The sequence below is a fragment of the Plantibacter sp. MMLR14_011 genome (genome assembly GCF_001865025.1).
GTDB lineage: Bacteria > Actinomycetota > Actinomycetes > Actinomycetales > Microbacteriaceae > Plantibacter > Plantibacter flavus_A.
On the sequence record NZ_MJGW01000028.1, the window covers coordinates 106496 to 125357 of the forward strand.

The 18862-nt window shown below is 69.8% G+C and carries 18 protein-coding genes; 8 read left to right on the forward strand and 10 right to left on the reverse strand.

Annotated features, from left to right (window positions below; genetic code table 11):
- Positions 1 to 84: 84 nt before the first annotated feature.
- Complete coding sequence (fdhD, locus tag BIU99_RS11710) at positions 85 to 963, forward strand: formate dehydrogenase accessory sulfurtransferase FdhD (protein WP_071261361.1); 879 nt, start codon at positions 85 to 87, stop codon at positions 961 to 963.
- Positions 960 to 3251 carry an FdhF/YdeP family oxidoreductase gene (locus BIU99_RS11715; RefSeq protein ID WP_071261363.1) on the forward strand — a complete coding sequence of 764 codons (2292 nt, stop codon included), beginning with the start codon at positions 960 to 962 and terminating at the stop codon, positions 3249 to 3251. The genes fdhD and BIU99_RS11715 overlap by 4 nt, the downstream gene beginning before the upstream one ends.
- 40 nt (positions 3252 to 3291) lie before the next feature.
- Here BIU99_RS11715 and BIU99_RS11720 read toward each other — a convergent pair whose 3' ends face one another.
- The 3 genes from BIU99_RS11720 to BIU99_RS11730 form a co-directional block, all read right to left on the reverse strand.
- Entirely contained in the window at positions 3292 to 3552 is a 261-nt protein-coding gene (locus tag BIU99_RS11720) for a hypothetical protein (protein WP_064295852.1), read from the reverse strand.
- 90 nt (positions 3553 to 3642) lie between these two features.
- Positions 3643 to 4587 (reverse strand): alpha/beta fold hydrolase, encoded by a 945-nt coding sequence (locus BIU99_RS11725; protein ID WP_071261364.1) that lies wholly within the window; start codon positions 4585 to 4587, stop codon positions 3643 to 3645.
- A gap of 209 nt (positions 4588 to 4796) precedes the next feature.
- Positions 4797 to 5984 (reverse strand): hypothetical protein, encoded by a 1188-nt coding sequence (locus BIU99_RS11730; RefSeq protein ID WP_071261365.1) that lies wholly within the window; start codon positions 5982 to 5984, stop codon positions 4797 to 4799.
- A 219-nt stretch (positions 5985 to 6203) separates the two neighbouring features.
- Here BIU99_RS11730 and BIU99_RS11735 point away from each other — a divergent pair, with 219 nt between their 5' ends.
- A complete protein-coding gene (locus BIU99_RS11735; RefSeq protein ID WP_064295849.1) occupies positions 6204 to 7097 on the forward strand; it encodes a DUF808 domain-containing protein in 894 nt (297 codons plus the stop codon).
- Between the two features lie 24 nt (positions 7098 to 7121).
- Here the strand turns inward: BIU99_RS11735 and BIU99_RS11740 are convergent, their stop codons facing one another.
- Positions 7122 to 7616: a GNAT family N-acetyltransferase gene (locus BIU99_RS11740; protein ID WP_064295848.1), complete on the reverse strand. Its 495-nt coding sequence runs from the start codon at positions 7614 to 7616 to the stop codon at positions 7122 to 7124.
- Positions 7617 to 7815: 199 nt separating this feature from the next.
- Here BIU99_RS11740 and BIU99_RS11745 point away from each other — a divergent pair, with 199 nt between their 5' ends.
- Entirely contained in the window at positions 7816 to 8712 is an 897-nt protein-coding gene (locus BIU99_RS11745) for an alpha/beta hydrolase fold domain-containing protein (RefSeq protein WP_071261367.1), read from the forward strand.
- A gap of 73 nt (positions 8713 to 8785) precedes the next feature.
- Here the strand turns inward: BIU99_RS11745 and BIU99_RS11750 are convergent, their stop codons facing one another.
- Positions 8786 to 9097 (reverse strand): metalloregulator ArsR/SmtB family transcription factor, encoded by a 312-nt coding sequence (locus BIU99_RS11750; RefSeq protein ID WP_064295846.1) that lies wholly within the window; start codon positions 9095 to 9097, stop codon positions 8786 to 8788.
- A 65-nt stretch (positions 9098 to 9162) separates the two neighbouring features.
- On the opposite strand from BIU99_RS11750, the gene BIU99_RS11755 reads away from it, so the two are divergent.
- Positions 9163 to 10053: an NAD-dependent epimerase/dehydratase family protein gene (locus BIU99_RS11755; RefSeq protein WP_071261368.1), complete on the forward strand. Its 891-nt coding sequence runs from the start codon at positions 9163 to 9165 to the stop codon at positions 10051 to 10053.
- A gap of 60 nt (positions 10054 to 10113) precedes the next feature.
- Here BIU99_RS11755 and BIU99_RS11760 read toward each other — a convergent pair whose 3' ends face one another.
- Entirely contained in the window at positions 10114 to 11172 is a 1059-nt protein-coding gene (locus BIU99_RS11760) for a LacI family DNA-binding transcriptional regulator (protein ID WP_217634992.1), read from the reverse strand.
- Positions 11173 to 11339: 167 nt separating this feature from the next.
- Between BIU99_RS11760 and BIU99_RS11765 the strand changes: the two genes are divergently transcribed.
- Complete coding sequence (locus BIU99_RS11765; protein ID WP_071261371.1) at positions 11340 to 13778, forward strand: glycoside hydrolase family 2 TIM barrel-domain containing protein; 2439 nt, start codon at positions 11340 to 11342, stop codon at positions 13776 to 13778.
- Positions 13779 to 13829: 51 nt separating this feature from the next.
- On the opposite strand, the gene BIU99_RS11770 is transcribed toward BIU99_RS11765, so the two are convergent.
- The 3 genes from BIU99_RS11770 to BIU99_RS11780 all read right to left on the reverse strand — a co-directional run bounded on the left by BIU99_RS11770 (position 13830) and on the right by BIU99_RS11780 (position 16794).
- The gene (locus tag BIU99_RS11770; RefSeq protein WP_071261372.1) at positions 13830 to 14816 is read right to left on the reverse strand and encodes a helix-turn-helix domain-containing protein; all 987 of its coding nucleotides are present in this window, start codon (positions 14814 to 14816) and stop codon (positions 13830 to 13832) included.
- A 64-nt stretch (positions 14817 to 14880) separates the two neighbouring features.
- Entirely contained in the window at positions 14881 to 15849 is a 969-nt protein-coding gene (locus tag BIU99_RS11775) for an alpha/beta hydrolase (RefSeq protein ID WP_064295841.1), read from the reverse strand.
- Between the two features lie 189 nt (positions 15850 to 16038).
- Entirely contained in the window at positions 16039 to 16794 is a 756-nt protein-coding gene (locus tag BIU99_RS11780; protein ID WP_071261373.1) for an SDR family oxidoreductase, read from the reverse strand.
- A gap of 100 nt (positions 16795 to 16894) precedes the next feature.
- Here BIU99_RS11780 and BIU99_RS11785 point away from each other — a divergent pair, with 100 nt between their 5' ends.
- Positions 16895 to 17740 carry a helix-turn-helix transcriptional regulator gene (locus BIU99_RS11785; RefSeq protein ID WP_071261374.1) on the forward strand — a complete coding sequence of 282 codons (846 nt, stop codon included), beginning with the start codon at positions 16895 to 16897 and terminating at the stop codon, positions 17738 to 17740.
- A 21-nt stretch (positions 17741 to 17761) separates the two neighbouring features.
- On the opposite strand, the gene BIU99_RS11790 is transcribed toward BIU99_RS11785, so the two are convergent.
- Complete coding sequence (locus tag BIU99_RS11790) at positions 17762 to 18178, reverse strand: hypothetical protein (protein WP_071261375.1); 417 nt, start codon at positions 18176 to 18178, stop codon at positions 17762 to 17764.
- A gap of 105 nt (positions 18179 to 18283) precedes the next feature.
- On the opposite strand from BIU99_RS11790, the gene BIU99_RS11795 reads away from it, so the two are divergent.
- On the forward strand, positions 18284 to 18853 hold the full coding sequence (locus BIU99_RS11795) for a hypothetical protein (RefSeq protein ID WP_071261377.1): 570 nt from the start codon (positions 18284 to 18286) through the stop codon (positions 18851 to 18853).
- Positions 18854 to 18862 lie beyond the last annotated feature (9 nt).

The window sequence follows — 18862 nt, forward strand, 5'->3', positions numbered from 1 at the left end:
CTAAGCCGCGATCCAGCCCCCGAGGCGGCTGCGGATCCGGTGAGGCACCTTGCCCTCGTCCGATGGTGGTGATAGCCATGAGCCATGACTCGCATCACGGCGCGCAGACGCGTCACCCGCATCACGGTGGGACAGCCCGCACGCACCCGCGAGGACGTCCTCGCCGTCGAGGAGCCGCTCGAGATCCGCGTCGGTGGTCGTTCGCTCGCCATCACGATGCGGACGCCCGGCCACGACGTCGACCTCGCGATCGGCTTCCTCGTCTCTGAGGGCGTCATCGGTCGGGGTGACGACGTCCGGACCGCGCGGTACTGCGCCGGCGCGACGGACGAAGGTGTCAACACGTACAACGTGCTCGACGTCGCCCTCTCGCCCGGCGTTCCCGCTCCGGATCCGAGCCTGGAACGGAACTTCTTCACCACCAGCTCGTGCGGCCTCTGCGGCAAGGCGAGCATCGACGCCGTCCGGACGAGTTCGCGGTACTCCGTCGCGGACGACGACTTTCGCCTCGATCCGGCGCTCCTGGTGACCTTCCCCGACCGCCTCCGGGCACAGCAGGCGGTCTTCGAGCGCACCGGCGGTCTGCACGCCGCAGGCCTGTTCGACGCCCGGACCGGCGAGATGCTCGTCCTCCGCGAGGACGTCGGCCGACACAACGCCGTCGACAAGGTCGTCGGATGGGCGGCGAAGGAGGGGTTGCTCCCGCTCCGCTCCATGGTCCTGATGGTGTCGGGGCGCGCGAGTTTCGAGCTCACGCAGAAGGCCTCGATGGCCGGCATCCCGATGCTCGCAGCAGTCTCCGCTCCGTCGTCGCTCGCCGCCGAACTGGCCACAGAACTCGGGATGACGCTCGTCGGCTTCCTCCGTGGCGACTCGATGGTCGTCTACAGCGGAGCACGTCGCCTCGCCGACCCGGCCGAAGGCTCGGCACCAGCAGCACTCCAGACCGGAGCGAACGCATGAGCGCCGAACCGCCCGTCGAGGACGTCACGGACGCCGACATCGAGGTCAGCCAACCGAAGCACGTCGCCGTCGGCCTGCCCGGCATCCTGCACTCGATGGAGCCCGCCCTCCGGCAACTCGGGCCGAAGCGGACCGCGGAGCTGTTCACCTCGATCAACCAGCGCGGCGGCTTCGACTGCATGAGCTGCGCCTGGCCCGACCCGGACGACCGCAAGAAGCTCGAGTTCTGCGAGAACGGCGCGAAGGCCGTCATCTGGGAGGCGACACCGGTCGTCATCCCGAGCGCCTTCTGGGCCGAACACTCGCTCACCGATCTCGCCGACAAATCGGAGTACTGGCTCGGCATGCAGGGGCGACTGTCGGAGCCCGTCTACAAGCCGGCCGGTTCGGACCACTACCGGCCGGTGAGTTGGGACGAGGCGTTCGCCATCGTCGGCGAGCAGCTGCGCGGTCAGGAGTCCCCCGACGAAGCCGTGTTCTACACGAGCGGCCGGGCGTCGAACGAGGCGGCGTTCGTCTATCAGCTCTTCGTTCGCGCCTTCGGGACCAACAACCTCCCCGACTGTTCGAACATGTGCCACGAGTCCACCGGCACGGCGCTCGGCGAGGTCATCGGCGTCGGGAAGTCGACCATCCGGTACGAGGACTTCGAGCAGGCCGACCTCATCATCGTGATGGGCCAGAACCCGGGCACGAACCATCCCCGCATGCTCACGGCGCTCGAGGACGCGAAGCAGGCGGGCGCGACGATCGTCTCGGTGAACCCGCTGCCAGAGGCGGCGCTCGAGCGGTACAAGAACCCGCAGACGGTCCGCGGCATGGTCGGGCGCGGCACGGTCATCTCCGACCAGTTCCTGCAGATCCGGCTCGGCGGCGACATGGCGCTGCTGCAGGCGGTCTCGAAGCGGGTCCTGGAGGCCGAGGCGGCGGCTCCGGGGACGATCCTCGACCACGCGTTCCTCGCCGAGCACTGCCTCGGACTCGAGGAGCTGACGGCCCACCTGGCCGACCTCGACGAGGCTGCGGTGCTCGAGGCGACCGGCCTCACGAGCGAGCAGATCGACGAACTCGCCGAGCGCTACATCGCGTCGAACGCGACGATCGTCACCTGGGCCATGGGTCTGACCCAGCACAAGGCGGCGGTCAACGGGATCAAGGAGATCATCAACCTGCTCCTCCTCCGCGGGAACATCGGCAAGCCCGGCGCCGGTGCGTCGCCGATCCGCGGGCACAGCAACGTGCAGGGCGACCGGACGATGGGTATCTGGGAGCAGATGCCCGAGTCCTTCCTCGCCGCCATGGAGCGTGAGTTCGCGGTCCCGATGCCGCGGGAGCACGGGGTCGACGCGGTGAACGCGATCCGAGCGATGCAGCGGGGCGAGGTCCGCACCTGGATCTCGCTCGGCGGCAACTTCGTCGCGGCGATCTCCGACACCGCCGCCGCCGAGGCCGCGATCCGTGGAACGCAGCTGTCCGTGCAGATCTCCACGAAGCTCAACCGCTCGCACGCGGTCACGGGCGAGGCGGCGATCATCCTGCCGACCCTCGGGCGCACCGAGATCGACCTGCAGGCGAGCGGGCCGCAGATGGTCAGCGTGGAGGACTCGGTGTGCGCTGTCCACGCCTCGCACGGCCGCATCCCGCCGGCAGCGCCCGGTCTGCTCTCCGAGGTCGCGATCATCACGCGGCTCGCGCGAGCGACGCTCGGCGAGGACTCGGGCATCGCCTGGCAAGCGTTCGAGGACGACTACGACACGATCCGCGATCACATCGGACGGGTCGTGCCGGGCTGCGAGGGCTACAACGAGCAGATCCGCCGCGAGGACGGCTTCGTCCTACCGAACGGGCCGCGGGACTCCCGCACGTTCACGAACCCCGAGGGTCGCGCCCTGCTGACGGTCAACAAGCTCGAACCGATCCACTGCCCGCCCGGTCGGCTGCTCCTGCAGACCCTGCGTTCACACGACCAGTTCAACACGACGATCTACAGCCTGAACGATCGGTACCGCGGCATCAAGAAGGGCCGGAACGTCGTCTTCGTCAACCCGGACGACCTCCGCGACCTCGGCCTGGAGGACGGGCAGACGGTGGACGTCTTCAGCGAGTGGGCCGGGCAGCCGGATCGGGAGCTCCGCGGCTTCCGCGTCGTCTCCTACCCGACCGCTCGCGGATGCGCCGCGGCGTACTTCCCCGAGGCGAACGTCCTCGTCCCGCTCGACTCGACGGCCGACCGCAGCAACACCCCGGTCTCGAAGGCGATCGTGGTGCGGTTGCAGCCGGCCGCCTGACAACCGGAGCGACGTCGGCCCGGGCGACGGTCTGAGCCGTTCATTCGTACGCTCGGAGAAGCTGCCAGCGTCCGCGCGCGGCATCGAGTCGGATGTCGAAGACGAAGGACCGGCCGTCTGCAGCGGTCGCCTGGAACCGCCAGGCGGGGGTCGCCGCGGGCGGATGGGTGACGAACGAGACGTTCGGCTCGAGCGGGGTCGGGGTGTCGGTGACGAGGTACCGGGCTCCATCCCAGAACAGTCGCTCCGGCACGCCTGCCGGCGTCGTCCAGACCGCGATCTCGGTGCTCGTGATCAACATGCGTGGCCTCCCGTCGTTCGAACATACGTTCGATAGAGAGTGAGCCTAACCCGACATCCGACGACACGCCAGCCCGTATCGGCCGGGGATTCAGTCTCCCGGCGTGTCGGCGAAGAACCGCTCGATGTCCTCGCCCATCACCGTCGCCTCGGTGTGGTGCAGGTAGTGGCCGCCGTCGAGTCGGACGAGCTCACCCCGCTCGACTCCGGCGAGCTGCTCCTCGTGAAGGGGCACCCAGTCGGAGAGTTCCGGGTCGTCGCCGACGACGAACATGAGGATCGGCAGGTCGGCCGGGAACGCTTGGGATCGGGCCGCCTGGAAGTTGCCGGGCGTGTGGGCGATCTCGTCGAGCAGCGTCGGCGACATCGCATTGCGGTTCGTCAGGATCGCGAGTTGGCGCTTCGTGGCGGCGTCGTACGGAAGGCCCTCGTACGGGTCGGGCGCGATGGCGGTGAGCAGGCGGAGGATGCCGAGCGCCTGCAGCGCCTCGACCCCGTCCGTCGGCGTCGACTCGTCGCTTCCGGGCTGGGTCGGGACGCTCGTGTCGATCCCGATGAACGCCGTCACCTCGGCGCGGAACCGCTCCAGATACTCGAGGGCGTAGACACCGGCGATCGAGTGTCCGGCGAGGACGTAGCGGTCGATGCCGAGGTGCTGCAGGGCGGCGTGCACCTCGCCGGCGATGTTGGCCGAGGTCCGGGGCACGTCCGTCTGATCACTGAGGCCGTAGCCGAACGGCTCGACGACCACCACCCGGTACTGGTCGCGAAGCTCGTCGACGAGCGGCTCGAAGTCGAGGCCGGGTGCCGCGGTGCCCTGACCGGGTAGCAGGACGATCGTCTCGGCGCCGGATCCACTGATGACGACGTTCATGTCCTTGCCGTCGACATCGACCGTCTGCCCGTAGGGCTGCAGTTCGCCCGCTTCCGACGAACTCGCGACGGCGTTCACGATGCTCGTCGTCGCGAGGCCCGCCGCGACGAGGCCGGCGATCGTGGCGATCGAGATCAGTGGAACCTTCAGGAGCTTGCGCATCGTCACCCATCGTGTGGAGCCAGCGGCGGGCGGTCGCACCGCGCCGATTCCATACTCATGGGGCGAGCGCATCACCACATCCGCCGCTGGGCGAAGACGTGCCAGGTGTGGCTACGCAGTTGTACGCAAGCAGAACCCGACTCCGAATGCGACCGACGACGGAGCCGGCTGGAAGCGGTCGGCTGCCAGCCGGCTCCGGGTCGGTTCGCCTACTCGGCGGGCGGCGGGCTCTGCGGCTGCGCCGGCTGCTGTGACTCCGCCGGCTGCTTCGGCTCCTGCGGAGGGCGGGACTCCTGCGGACGCTCCTGGTCCTGCTGCGGAGGCGCGGGCGGAACCGGCGACGACGGAACCTGCGGCTGCGGAGGGCCCCACTGTTGCGGCGCGGGCTGTGCCGGAGCAGGCTGGCCGGGCGCGGAGCCCTGCCAGGACGGCGTGGGCCACTGCTGGCCCGGCTGCGGCGGGGTGGGCTGCTGCGGTGCGGGCTGCCCCTGGTACGGCTGCCCCTGGTAGCCCTGCCCGGGGTGCCCCTGCCCGTACTGGCCGGGGTTCGGCTGGGCGGGGTTCGGCTGGCCGCCGTACGGCTGCTGCTGCCCCTGGCGCGGCGGCTGCGGGTACGGCTGGGCCTGATACGACTGCTGCGGCTGCTGTCCCGGGTAGAACTGCTGGCCCTGGTATCCCTGCTGCCCCGGATAGCTCTGAACCGGGTAGCCGGGTGCGGCCTGCTGGTACACCTCCGGACGGTACGGCTGCTGCCCGTAGGTCACCCGCTCACCCTCCGGCTTCGGAGAGAACGCCCGCACGATCACGGGGATCACGGCGGAGATCGCCGCAGCGAGCGTCGTGGCCGCGGCGATGCGCCACCACCAGTCCGCCCAGGTGCCCTCGGGGAACGCCATGGGCAGCACGAGCACGAGGACCGTGGCGATGATCAGCGCGATCGTCACGATGCCGGTGGCCCTGACCACGGTGGACGTGGCGCGGGTGACGAAGTGGAGGAAGTACACCTGGATGATGATGAGCGCCAGACGCACGATGATGAGGATGCCGAGGAACAGCATGATCTGCGTGGACCAGACGAACCCGTCGGAGGTGTTCGGCGGCTGGAGCCACCCGTTCCACAGCTTCAGGAGGCCGACGGTGACGAGGAAGATGTTCACCAACGTCGACACCGCGAGGTACCACTTGTTGGGCCCGTGTCCGGCTGCGGCGTCGAGCGACACGGCACCGACGAAGGCCGCGAGCAGCAGCAGTGTGAGCCAGACCCGCCCGGCGATGTCGGCCTGATCGCCGACGATGATGAAGTATCCGCCGATGATCGCCGCCGCGACGAGCGTTCCGATCGTCAAGGTCAGCGCGAGCACGGCCGACCGTGAGCGGCGCGGTGTGGTCTCGACCATTCGAAATCCCCAATCTGTCGTGAGTGCCAACAGTACCGGGGCACGATCCGAGCGGAAGGGAGCGGTCCCTACCCTGTGGAGTGCGCCGGTCTGGGAACGCCTGTGATGCACGCTCCAGCAGAGGTTGCCACCCCACCCCCACCCCCTCGATCCGCACTACTGTGGACTCCGTCCCTGCCGAGCCCGCGGCGGCGTGACCCCCGAGCCAAGGAGAAGCACATGTCGGTCGGCCTGCTCGCCGTTGTCGATGACATCCTCAGCGCAGCCCTCAAGGCGAGTGCGAAGACCGCCGGCGTCGTCATCGACGATGCGGCCGTCACCCCGCAGTACGTGCAGGGGCTCACCCCCGCGCGGGAACTGCCGGTCGTGTGGCGGATCGCCCGCGGCAGCCTCATCAACAAGTTCGTCATCATCATCCCGATCGCCCTGCTGCTCACGGCGTTCGCCCCGTGGGTCCTGCCGTTCCTCCTCATCATCGGAGGCACGTACCTCTGCTTCGAGGGTGCGGAGAAGGTCATGGAGTGGTTCGGCATGCACCACGCGGAAGCGGAGGAGGACGTCCGCGACGAGAAGAAGCTCGTCTCCGGCGCCGTCCGCACCGATCTCATCCTCAGCACGGAGATCATGCTCATCTCCCTCGCCAGCCTCGACTCGGGGCTCGGCATCTGGATGACGCTGGGGGCCCTCCTCGTCATCGGCCTCGTCATGACGGCGGTCGTCTACGGCGCGGTCGCCCTGCTCGTGAAGATCGACGACATCGGACTCCGGCTCATGAAGAACCCGTCACGCGGCGTCCGCCGCACCGGTGCACGGATCGTCGCGTCGATGCCCGCGGTCTTCCGCGTCATCAGCATCGTCGGCACGGTCGCGATGCTCTGGGTCGGCGGCCACCTCGTGATCGCGAACCTCGCCGAGACCCTCTGGCACGGCCCGTACGACCTCCTGCACGTCGTCACCCACGCGATCGAGGCCGCAGGACCGGTCGTCGTCTGGATCGCCGACACCGCGATGTCCGCCGTGTTCGGACTCGTCCTCGGCCTGATCGTCGTCGCGATCGTGACCGGGATCTCACGCCTGCGCTCACGGAACCAGCCCGCGAAAGCTGCTCACTAGCGACGACAGCCGCGCTGCCGACCGTCAGCGGAGCGGGCGGGCGTAGCAGAGCGACATCGGGATGACCTCGTACGGCGAGTAGATCGGGATGGGTTCGTACCCGAGCCACTCATAGAGCCGCACGGCTTCGGGCTGGCGGTCGCCGGTCTGCAGGATGAGGCGGGAAGCCCCCTCGGCACGAGCGGTGTCCTCGACGGCTGCGATCAGGCGCTTCGAGACGCCCCGGCCGCGGTGGTTCGGGAGGGTGACGACGCGCTTGAGCTCCCATTCGCCGTGCAGACGGCGCAGGGCGGCGTGGCCGACCGGCTCGCCGTCGATGAGGGCCAGGAAGGTGGCGCTGATGTCGGCAGGATCGACGGTGAACGCGGTCTGGGCGCGCTCTGCGGCCTCGGGGTCCCAGTCCTCCCAGGCCGATGCGTACCGCGCACCCATCTCCTCGTCCATCGCGGCGCGGAGCCGCACGGCCCGCTCGTCGTCCCAGGCGACTCGCTCGATGACGACGGGGTTCAGCTCGGGCATGCGGTTCCTTCGGGACGGGCTGCTGCGGCGCGATCGGCACGTCGACGCCGTCTGCCAGTGTCCCACGCGAAATCCGCACCGGCCCCACCAAGGGCGATCCGGCCCCGCAGCGACCGAGCAGAGCGGCGATGGGGACTCCTGCCCAACCTGCGCTGCTAGCGTGGCGATCCCCAGAGAACCCGTCAACCGCGGAGGCACCGTGCTCACCATCCCAGGCGTCGTCGTCGGCCCCGCCCTCCGACTCATCCGGGCGAACCGGGCCTTCGTCAGCGAGGCCGGAGCGCGCCGCCGGATCCGGGAGCGCACCCTCAGGCCGGCGTCATACGGTCCGCCCGGCACCCTCCGAAGCGATGTCCGGGTCGACGTCGAACGTGTCGGTGACTGGCCGGTGTACACCGTGTCCCCCACGCGGCGACCGACGATCGGCGGGGTCGTGTACGCGCACGGCGGCGGCTGGGTCGGCGAGATCGCACCGCAGCACTGGACGCTGGCCGCCACCATCGCCGCGGAGACCGGCGCCGTGGTCACACTCCCGATCTACCCGCTCGTGCCCTACGGCACCGCGGCCGAGGCACAGACCGGCGTCGTCGAGCTCGTCCGGCGCAGCATCGAGCGGCACGGGCCGACCGTCCTCGCGGGCGACTCGGCCGGCGGTCAGATCGCCTTGTCGGCTGCGCTCCGACTCCGGGACGAGGGCGTCGTCCTGCCGATGACCACCCTGTTGTCACCGGCGCTCGACCTCACCTGGAGCAACCCGCGGATCCCCCTCGTGCAGCCGAGTGACCCCTGGCTGGCGACGCCCGGCGGACGCGTGTTCGCGGAGCACTGGCGCGGCGATCTGGACATCACCGATCCGACCGTGAGTCCGCTCTTCGGCGACCTCGCCGGGCTCGGGCCACTCACGGTCTTGAGCGGGACCCGCGACGTCCTCAACCCCGATGCCGAGGTGCTCGTCGAACGAGCCGAAGCGGCCGGCGTCACGATCGACTACCACGAGGGCGCCGGACAGTTCCACGTCTGGGCACTGCTGCCGACCCGTGCCGGACAGGCCGCCACGCAGACGATCGTCCACAGCGTCACGCGCGGGCTGCGCTGAGTCGCCCGAAACGGCTCGAGATCGCGGCGGAATCGAACACCTTCGGGCGACTCAGGGCCGGATCGAGACCAGGCTACGCGGTGCGCCGTTTTCGGACCTCACGCAGGACCATCTGCTCCGGGCACACGGTGGACAGGAAGTCGCCAACCGACAGCGCGAGGCGCTCACCGACGAGTGAGTAGAGGATGCGGTTCGCGTCGCGGCGCTCGGAGACGAGGCCCGCCTGGCGCAGGACGCTCAGGTGCCGGGAGATGGTCGGACCGGTGGCGTCGAAGCGTGCGGCGATCTCCCCCGCGGCGAGCTCGCCGTCCTTGAGGTCCTGCAGGATCTGCCGTCGCGTCGGGTGAGCGAGCGCGGCGAAGATGTCCGACGCTGTATCTGCCATGTTTGCAATCTAGCACAATTGCGATATAGAGTTTCGCTATATTGCTAACAAGCGAAGGAGACAGCATGCGAGTGGCCATCACCGGCGGGACCGGGTTCGTCGGACGGCACCTCGTCGAGCGGCTGCGGCACGACGGGCACGAGATCGTCGTCGTCTCCCGACGCACCGGCGTGGAGATCGACGACGTCGAGGCGTTGACCGCCGCGTTCGCCGACTGCGACGCGGTCGCGCACTGCGCCGGGATCAACCGCGAGCTCGGTGATCAGACCTTCCAGCGCGTGCACGTCGACGGCACCCGGGCGGTCGTGGATGCGGCCCGTCGCGTCGGCGTCGGTCGCATCGTGCTGGTCAGCTTCCTCCGCGCGCGCCCCGACTGCGGCTCCGGGTACCACGAGACGAAGTGGGCTGCCGAGGAGATCGTGCGGGGCTCGGGTATCGCGCACACCGTCCTCAAGTTCGGCATGATCTACGGCGCAGGCGACCACATGGTCGATCACGTCACCAAGGCCGTCCGCACCTTCCCGGTGTTCGCGACCGTCGGCTACCGCGAGCGCCGCGTGCGTCCGGTGCCGGTCGCGGACGCCGTCGACGTCCTCGTCGCAGCGCTCGAGGGCCGGGTGCCGGAGCCGACCGTCGCGGTCATGGGCGCCGAGGAACTCGAGCTGGGTGCGGCCGTGCGCCGGATCGCGCACGTGGCCGGACGCCGCCCGCTCTACGTCCCGGTCCCCGTCTGGACGATCCGCTTGCTCGCACGCGCGACGGAACGCCTCATGAAGACGCCGCTCGTGGCGAAGGCGCAGGCGCAGATGCTGGCCGAAGGGGTGAGCGAGGCGGCTCCACCGGCACCGGAACTCCCTGCGGACCTCCGTCCCTCACGCCGCTTCGACGAGTCCCGGATCCGCGCCGCGCTCCCGGTCGGCCGGTTCACCGTCCGCGACCTCCGCCTGTCGCGCTGAGCCCACTGAGTCGCCCGGAACTGCTCCGAATCCGCGCAGGATCGCGCAGATTCGGGCAGTTCAGGGCATCGACGACGGGGCCGGAGCCGTCGACTCGCGTTCGATGAGCGTGGTCGCGAGCTCGAGGTGGTGGGAGAACGGCTTCTCCCCGGCATGCAGGCGGAGCAGGGTGTCGACCGCTGCACGTCCGATGTCGTGCATGGACGTGTGGACCGTGGTGAGGAGCGGGACGGTCAGCATGGCCGAGTAGGTGTCGTCGTAACCGACCACACTCACGTCCTCGGGCACCCGAAGTCCGGCCCGCAAGACGGCGCGCACGACCGCGAAGGCGTCGGCGTCGTTGGTCGCGAACACGGCGGTCGGCGGATCCGAGCTGGCCAGCATGCGCGCGACGGCGTCCCCGGCGGTCCCCATGCCCTCCTCGGAGACGAGGTCGGGATCGAGCGGGATGCCGGCCCCGCGAAGTGCTTCGCGGTACCCGACGGCGCGCGCCCGCAGGCCTGGATTCGCCGGGTTCCCTCCGGCGAAGGCGATCCGCCGGTGGCCGAGGTCGAGCAGGTGCTCGACCGCCTGCTGCCCGCCGGCGGCGTGGCTCGAGCCGATACTCGCGACCGAGCGGTCGAGCGGATCAGGCGAGTCGACCGCGACGAGCGCGATGCCCGCGTCGAGGCACGCGTCGACGACGTCGGCGGCGATGGGGGTCGTGACGACGATCATGCCGATCGCACCTCGCGCCGCGACGCCGTCGATGAAGCCGCGGTCGAGCGCCACCTCGTCTCCGGTCGCATCCGTGGAACCGAATCCGGAACCGGGCGACAGCACCCGCGTCACGAGGTCGATGTCCGACCGCTGTGCCGCGGCGACCATGCCGTCGAGGACACGGAGGGAGTAGACGCTGTGCAGGGTGTCGAACACGACGTGGATGCTTCGTGGAGCACCGAGGATCGACCGGGGTGTCGGGCGGTATCCGAGCTCGCGCACCGCCGCCTCGACCCGGGCACGGGTCGCCTCGGACATGCCCGACCGACCGTTGATCACCTTCGAGACGGTCGCGATCGAGACCCCGGAACGCTCTGCGATCGATGCCAGCGTCGGACCCGTCATCGGCGTTCGTGCCATGGAGTCCCCTCCCTCGTCCCGCAGCGGGCAGCCGTCGGTCGCGCCCAGCCTAGCGAAACTGTTTCGAGTCGACGCGTTGACGATGTCACTCGGCCTCACTTACCGTCGAAATCAGGGCGCGCGACGCCGAAAGACTTTCGTCACCCCGATCTGCACTGGAGCACGTCATGACCACCATCCCGTTCACCGCCGACTGGATCGTCCGCGCACCCCGAGGCCCGTTCGCCGCCGTCCAGGGCGGTGCGGACGACTCGCGAGCCGTGACCCTCCCGCACGACGCCCTGCGCGACGCCGAGCGCTCGCCGGACGTACCCGCCAAGGGAGGGGCCGCCTACTTCCCCGCCGGCGCCTTCAGCCAGGTCAAGACCTTCGAGGTCCCCGCCGAGTGGTCCGGTCGCATCGTCCGGCTCGAGGTCCAGGGCGCGTTCCGACACGCGATGGTGTATCTCAACGACGAGTTCGCCGGCAATCGTGCCGACGGCTTCGCGCGCTTCTTCGTCGAGCTCACCCCATTTCTCCGCTTCGGCGAGACGAACACGCTGCGCATCGAGACCCGCGCAGGACAGGACTCCCGCTGGTACGCGGGCGCTGGCCTCCACCGCCCGGTCCTCCTCCATGTCGACGAACCCACGCACGTCGAGCCCGACGGCGTCCGCATCACGACGGTCCGGATCGAGGACGACCAGGCGGTGCTCGAGGTGGCGACGACCGTCGTCAACCGGGGTCTCACCAGGAGTGCGCGCGTCCTCGCGACGGAACTCGCCGGCCCCGACGGGAGCGTGGTCGACGGCGAGCGCACGCCGGTCACCGTGGCGCCAGGCGGTAGCGCGCTCATCCGCCAGCGGCTCTACGTGCCGGAGCCGGCCCTGTGGAGCGTCGACTCGCCGGCGCTGTACTCGGCGCAGACCTCACTCGCGGTCGACGACCGACCCGCCGACGACGCGACCGTCGTCCACACGGTCCACGGCATCCGCACGGTCACGGTCGACCCGCGGAAAGGTCTCCGCATCAACGGCGAGCCGGTGCTCCTCCGCGGCGCCTGCATCCACAGCGACAACGGTCCGCTCGGTGCAGCGTCGATCGCGCGCGCCGAGGAACGGCGTGTCCAGCTCCTCAAGGACGCCGGCTTCAACGCGATCCGGGCGGCCCACAATCCGGCGTCGCCCGCCATGCTCGACGCCTGCGACCGCATCGGCATGCTCGTCATGGACGAGGCCTTCGACATGTGGGGTCGGGGCAAGACGGACAACGACTACTCCCTCGACTTCGCGCAGTGGTGGCGGGCCGATCTGGAGTCGATGGTGGCGAAGGACATGAACCATCCGAGCGTGATCATGTACTCGATCGGCAACGAGATCGTCGAGGTCGGCACCCCGCACGGCGCGATCCAGGCGCGGGAACTCGCCGAGCACGTGCGCTCGTTGGATCCGACACGACTCGTGACGAACGGCGTGAACGCGACCCTGGCCGTGCTCGACGATCTGGACGGCATCATGGCGTCGGACCAGGGGTTGAACGAGCTGATGGGCGAAGCGGGCGCGAACATGATGAGCCTCATCGGTTCCTCCGACGCCGTCACGACGCGCACCGAAGAGTCCAGTGCAGCCCTCGACATCCTCGGCCTCAACTACGCGGACGGCCGCTACGCGAGCGATGCCGAGCGGTTCCCGCATCGCGTGATCGTCGGCTCGGAGACCTTCCCGACCCAGATCGGCGACCTCTGGCCGCTCGTCGAGGCGAACCCGAACGTCATCGGCGACTTCACCTGGACCGGCTGGGACTACCTCGGCGAGGTCGGCATCGGTGCAACCTCCTATGCCGAGGACCCCGAGTCGAACGGTGCACTCGAGCGCGAGTTCCCCTACCTCACCGCGTGGTGCGGCGACTTCGACATCACCGGCTGGCGGCGGCCGGTGTCGCACTACCGGGAGATCGTCTTCGGTCTGCGGGCCGAGCCGGCCATCGCGGTGCTCCGACCGGAACGGCACGGGCAGACGATCACGATGCAGTCCCCGTGGGCGTGGAGCGACTCGGTCGACTCGTGGACGTGGCCCGGTTTCGAGGGCGCGCCGGTGACGGTCGAGGTCGCCGCCGACGCCGACGAGGTGGCCCTGCTGCTCGACGGTGTCGAGGTGGCGCGGGGCCCGGTGGGTGGACGCCGGCCGAAGCTCGCCGAGCTCGAGACCGTCTACCGGCCGGGCATGCTCGAGGCAGTCGCGTTCCGCTCGGGCGCGGAGGTCGGCCGCACTGCGCTCGTCTCCGCCACCGGCCCCACCAGACTCGTGGCGACCGCAGACCGGACGACACTCCGCGCCGACGACACCGATCTCGCCTTCATCGCGATCGAGCTGTGTGACGCGGCCGGCGTCCTGGTGACCGGCGCCGACCGCGAGATCTCGGTCAGCGTCACGGGCGCGGGTCGGCTCGCGGGCTTCGGAACCGGTGCCCCGAAGACGACCGAGCGCTTCGACGCGACCACGCGCACCACGTTCGACGGCCGGGCGCTGGCGATCGTCCGGCCGAGCCGGGCCGGCGCCATCACCGTGACGGTGAGCGGTGCCGGCCTGGCGGACGTCGTCCTGGATCTGGAGGCGGCGGCTTACTGAGTCGCCCGATTCTGCACGGATGTCGCCGGATTCCGTGCAGAACCGGGCGACTCAACGCCCCATGGATCTGAGCAACAGCGAGGCGAGTTCGTAGCGCGCCCGTCCGACTGGCTCGCGAGGGTCGTATCCCAGGATCCGGGCGAAGTGCTCGTGCTTACCCTGCAACGTCGAGTGGTGGATGCCGAGTTCCTGCGCAGCGGACCGCACGCTGTCGCCTCGCACCAGCGCGTCGAGTACCCGTGCGGCACGGTTGTCGAGTGCGGCGAGCGCCGAGACGTCCGGAGACCGAGCGGCGGTGGCGGCCAACTCCCGGACGGCGTCGGCGAGAACGCCGAGGTCGGCGATGTCGACGACCCGGTGGGCGGCGTCCGTCAGGGTGATCGCCTGCTGCGCCTCCGCCCATGATCGCACCAGCTGGGTCGCGACGCCCGCGCGTCCGATCCCGGCGACGCCGTCGACATCCGACAGACCTGCCGCCCCGTCCGGCCCACTGACGATCGTCGCCCGCAGCATCCCACCAGCGCCGACCACGAGGGCCGACGGACCACCCGGTGGGTGCACCGACGGCGCCGTCGCGACCGCCCGCAGGGCGGAGCCGGAGAGGGACAGTCGTTCGGCGGCCTGCGATCGTTCCGATTCGGAACGGTCGGCATCGAGCAGGATCTGCACCGACGAGTCCGCCTGCGGGTGACGCCGCGACCGCAGCAGGGCCACGGCGAGCGCGAACCGCTCGAGCACGATCGCGTCGTTGGCGTGGGCGGCTCCGACGCGTTCCAACCAGACGGACCCGTCACCGGCGACCGTGCGCGTCGGCCAGTCCGAGGGGCCGACGGGCAGGCGGTGGCCGGCAGGATCGACGCGGACGGCGGCCTCCGGGCTACGCACTCCTGCGGGTACCCCGGTCAGAACGGCTGCGCCGCGGGCAAGCGCTTCGGTGTTCACCCCGCCCGCGACGAGCGCGTCGAAATAGGCGATGACCTTCAGGCCTTCACTCGCCTCGGGATCCAAAGCGGTGAGGCGGCCGACGAGTTCCTGCATGGCGTCACTCCGATGTGCCTGTGACGACCCAGCATAGGGAACCGGGCCGTCACAGGCGATGACCTCAGGGCGCGAGCAGGCGAGCGACCCAGGCGTTCCGAGCCGCGGTCATGGCCCGAGCGAGTTCGGCGTGCGGCGCGAGCATGTCGAACCCGTGGAACCCACCCGGCCACACGTGGAGCTCGGCTTGGACACCGGCCTGCCAGAGCGACGTCGCATAGGTGACGTCCTCGTCACGGAAGACCTCTGCACTGCCGCAGTCGATGAAGGCGGGTGGCAGGCCGGTCAGATCGGTTGCGCGTGCCGGGGCGGCATAGATGGAGACGTCCTCGCCACCGACACGGTCGCCGAGCAGTGCGGTCCAGCCGGTGATGTTGCTGCCCCGGTCCCAGACGCCGACGCCGTCGATCTGGGCGGTCGAGACGGTGGCGTCGCGGTCGTCGAGCATCGGGTAGATGAGGACCTGGCCGGCGAGCTCCGGGCCGCTCCGGTCGCGGGCCAGAAGCGCGACACCAGCGGCGAGCCCTCCACCGGCACTCGCTCCGGCGATGATGAACCGAGCTGGATCGATGCCGAGTTCCTGCGCATGCTCCGCCGTCCAGACGAGTGCGGCGTAGCAGTCCTCGACGGGATACGGATCGGGGAACTCGGGCGCGAGTCGGTACTCGACGGTCACGACGGTGGCGTCGAGTTCGACGATCCACGGCAGGAACTGGCCGAGTCCCACGAAACGGTCGCCCATGACCATCCCGCCACCGTGGGTGTGGAACACGCCTGGCCCGGTGCCGGTCTTGCCCGCTCGCGCGAGCACGGACACGGAGATCTCGGCACCCTCGTACCCGGCGATGGTCACATCGCGGCGCACGACCCCGGCGTCGGCGAGCATCTCGTCTACGGGGAGTGAGACCGGCGACGCCTGGCGCAGCATCGGGATCATGTCGGCGGTGAGGGTCGAGGGCATCAGATCACCGACGGCGGCGAGGACCGCGGCGAGCTCGGGATCGAAGGGTGGGTGGTTGACGGTCGCGGTCATGATGAACTCCTCTGTCCACAGCGGATGACGGTGTCCCCAGTCTGCTGCTCGCGGCGACCCACCTCACCCGCCGAACGTGCCCGAATTCCGCACATCACACCGCCATCTGGCGGGCTCCGGGCGCGCGGAGTCGCCCGGATCTGCACGGAATCAGGCGGAGATCGTGCAGATCCGGGCGACTGAGTCCGCCTAGTGCGGGTCGAGGCGGTTGAGCATCGCGACCGTCTGGTCGTACTCGCCGCGCACCTCGGCGTAGCGGAGGAACTTGACGTTCTCGACCTGGATCTCGGTGGCGTCGGGCTGCGACTCGATGAGGCCCATGACCTCGTCGACGAACGCGTCGAGGGGCATCGCGAAGTCACTCTCCTCCTGGCCGGGCATGAGCGAGGTGCGGACGGCCGGCGGGACGAGCTCGACGACGCGGACGCCCATGTCCGCCAGCTGGAGGCGGATGGACTCGCTCAGCATGTGGATAGCAGCCTTGCTCGCGTTGTAGGTCGGCGTCACCCGCAGCGGGGTGAAGGCGAGCCCGGACGAGACGGTCATGATCGTCGCGTCCGGTCGACTGCAGAGCTGCTCGATGAACGCACCGATGAGCCGGATGGGCCCGAGGACGTTCGTCGTGATGATCTCCTCAGCGGTCGCGACGAAGTCGGAACCGGTCCAGTCCTCCCCGCGCATGACGCCGGCCATCGTGATGAGCACGTTCAGCTCCGGGTGCTCCGCGATGACCTGCGTCGCCGCGGCTTCGATGCTCGCGGGGTCGGCCGTGTCGATCCGCACGGTGTGGAGGCCGGGCTCGTCGGCTGCGATCGACTCGAGGAGTTCGGTGCGTCGCCCGCCGATGATGACGGTGTTGCCGGCTGCGTGGAGGCGTCGTGCGAGAACGAGGCCGATGCCGCTCGTCGCGCCGGGGATGAAGACGGTGTTTCCGGTGATCTGCATGCATCGAGTCTCCGTCGGCGACGACGGCCGCACCAGGGTCCGGCCATCCATGGATCCGCGATCCCTGGATCGCCTGGCCGCGGAGGCGGATACTGGCGGGATGGATCGCCAAGCGCTCGCCGACTTCCTCCTCCGACACCGGTCGACGTTGCAGCCCGCGGACGTCGGTCTGAGCAGCGGATCTCGGCGACGGACGGCGGGGCTCCGACGCGAGGAGGTCGCGCAGCTCGCAGCGATGTCGACCGACTACTACGCGCGGCTCGAGCAGCAGCGGGGTCCACAGCCGAGCACCCAGATGCTGGGTTCACTCGCCCGCGCCCTCCGGCTGAGTGCCGAGGAACGCGACTACCTGTACCGGATCGCCGGACACAACGCACCGACCCGTCTCGCAGCGACCGACTACGTCGCGCCGGCACTCCTGCGCGTCCTCGACCGACTCACCGACGCACCAGCGCTCATCCTGTCGGCGCTCGGCGAGACGCTCGTCCAGAACGATCCTGCCCGGGCGCTATTCGGGGATGCGAGCCGGTACCGGGGCCTGGAGCGCAGCGCGATCTACCGCTGGTTCGTGTGCCAGGAGGAACGCGAGCGATACCCCGCCGATGACCGGGACAGGCAGAGCCGAGCGCAGGTCGCGTCGCTGCGTGCGGCCTACGGCTCGCTGGGGGCGCAGTCACCGGCGGGCGAGATCGTCGAGGCACTCACCGGGCACAGTGAGGAGTTCCGGCGGCTGTGGGCGACGCACGAGGTCGGGCGGCGCTTCGAGGACCACAAGGTGCTCATCCACCCAGAGATCGGCCCCATCGAGCTGGACTGTCAGGCCCTGTTCACTGAGGACCAGTCGCAGGCACTCCTCGTCCTCACGGCCGCACCGCACACCGAGGCCGCAGGCAAGCTCAAGCTCCTCGCCGTCCTCGGCACCCAGACCTTCGAGGGTGCGCGGTAGCGGAGGCGCCGGCCGAGCGGTTCAGGCCGTCGGCGCTGTCCGCAGCTTCCGACGGCGGACCGCCCCGCCGATCGCGACGCCGACGACCCCGACGATCACCGGGACGACGAGCCCGAGGACGACGACCGCGAGGAGCGCCAGGACGAAGCTCGGCATCAGGCCGCCGCCGATCAGGTCGACCACGAGCAGCGGGACGAACGCCAGCAGGACGAGCCAGGCGAGCCCCGGCTGACGCGACACCGCGAGGATGCCGACCGCAAGCCAGACACCCGCACCCCACAGCAGGAGGCCGAGGGTGAAGCGCCAGGAGTCGTACGCCTGGTACGGCAGGAGCTGAGGACCGGGTGCGGCCAGATCCGGGTTGCCGATCACGACCAGCGAGGCGACCACGAGGCCGACGGCGGCGAGCACGAGGGCAAAGACTCCGAAGACACGCACGGCTACCTCCTAGGGTGACGCATTCAATCAGGTGTGGCCCAGCCAACCACACCGAGGGGAGATGTCCCCATTCCCCGGCCGTCGCCCACCGCGTACGTTCGAGGGATGAACGACGACGGACGCACCGAGACCGGCGAGCAACCACACGCACCGGAGCAGGACAAGCTGCTGATCGAGTGGCTGGAGATCATGCACCCGCGCCTCGCACGATTCGAGGACTTCCTCACACCGCGCGAGGTCGTCACCGATTACTCGCGGGACTCGCTCGTCTCCCTCGAGCGGCTCATCCTCCACCGTTGGCCGGACCGCCACGCCTTCGCGCAGGAGCAGGACACCGATTTCAACGACGGTGCCACGCGATACATCGGCGAGACCTACCTGCGGATCGCCGGGGGCGGGTGGTTCGTGAACCACGATCCAAAGTTCTTGTACTCGGGTCGGCTCTGCATCCTGCTCGACGTCGAGATGCCCGTCCCGATCTCGCCGCTCAACCTGATCATCACGATGTTGAGCCGGCGCACCGGCAATGTCCTCACAAGGATCTGGGACGGGCAGACGACGAACGTCACCGAGCGTCGTCTCGCCGAACCGGGCTGGGAGCCGAAGCGCGAGCCGTTCCCCGGCGCGATCCCGATGTCCCGCTTGAGCTCAGCCCTCACGCCTTCCGTCCGCTGACCCCTTGGG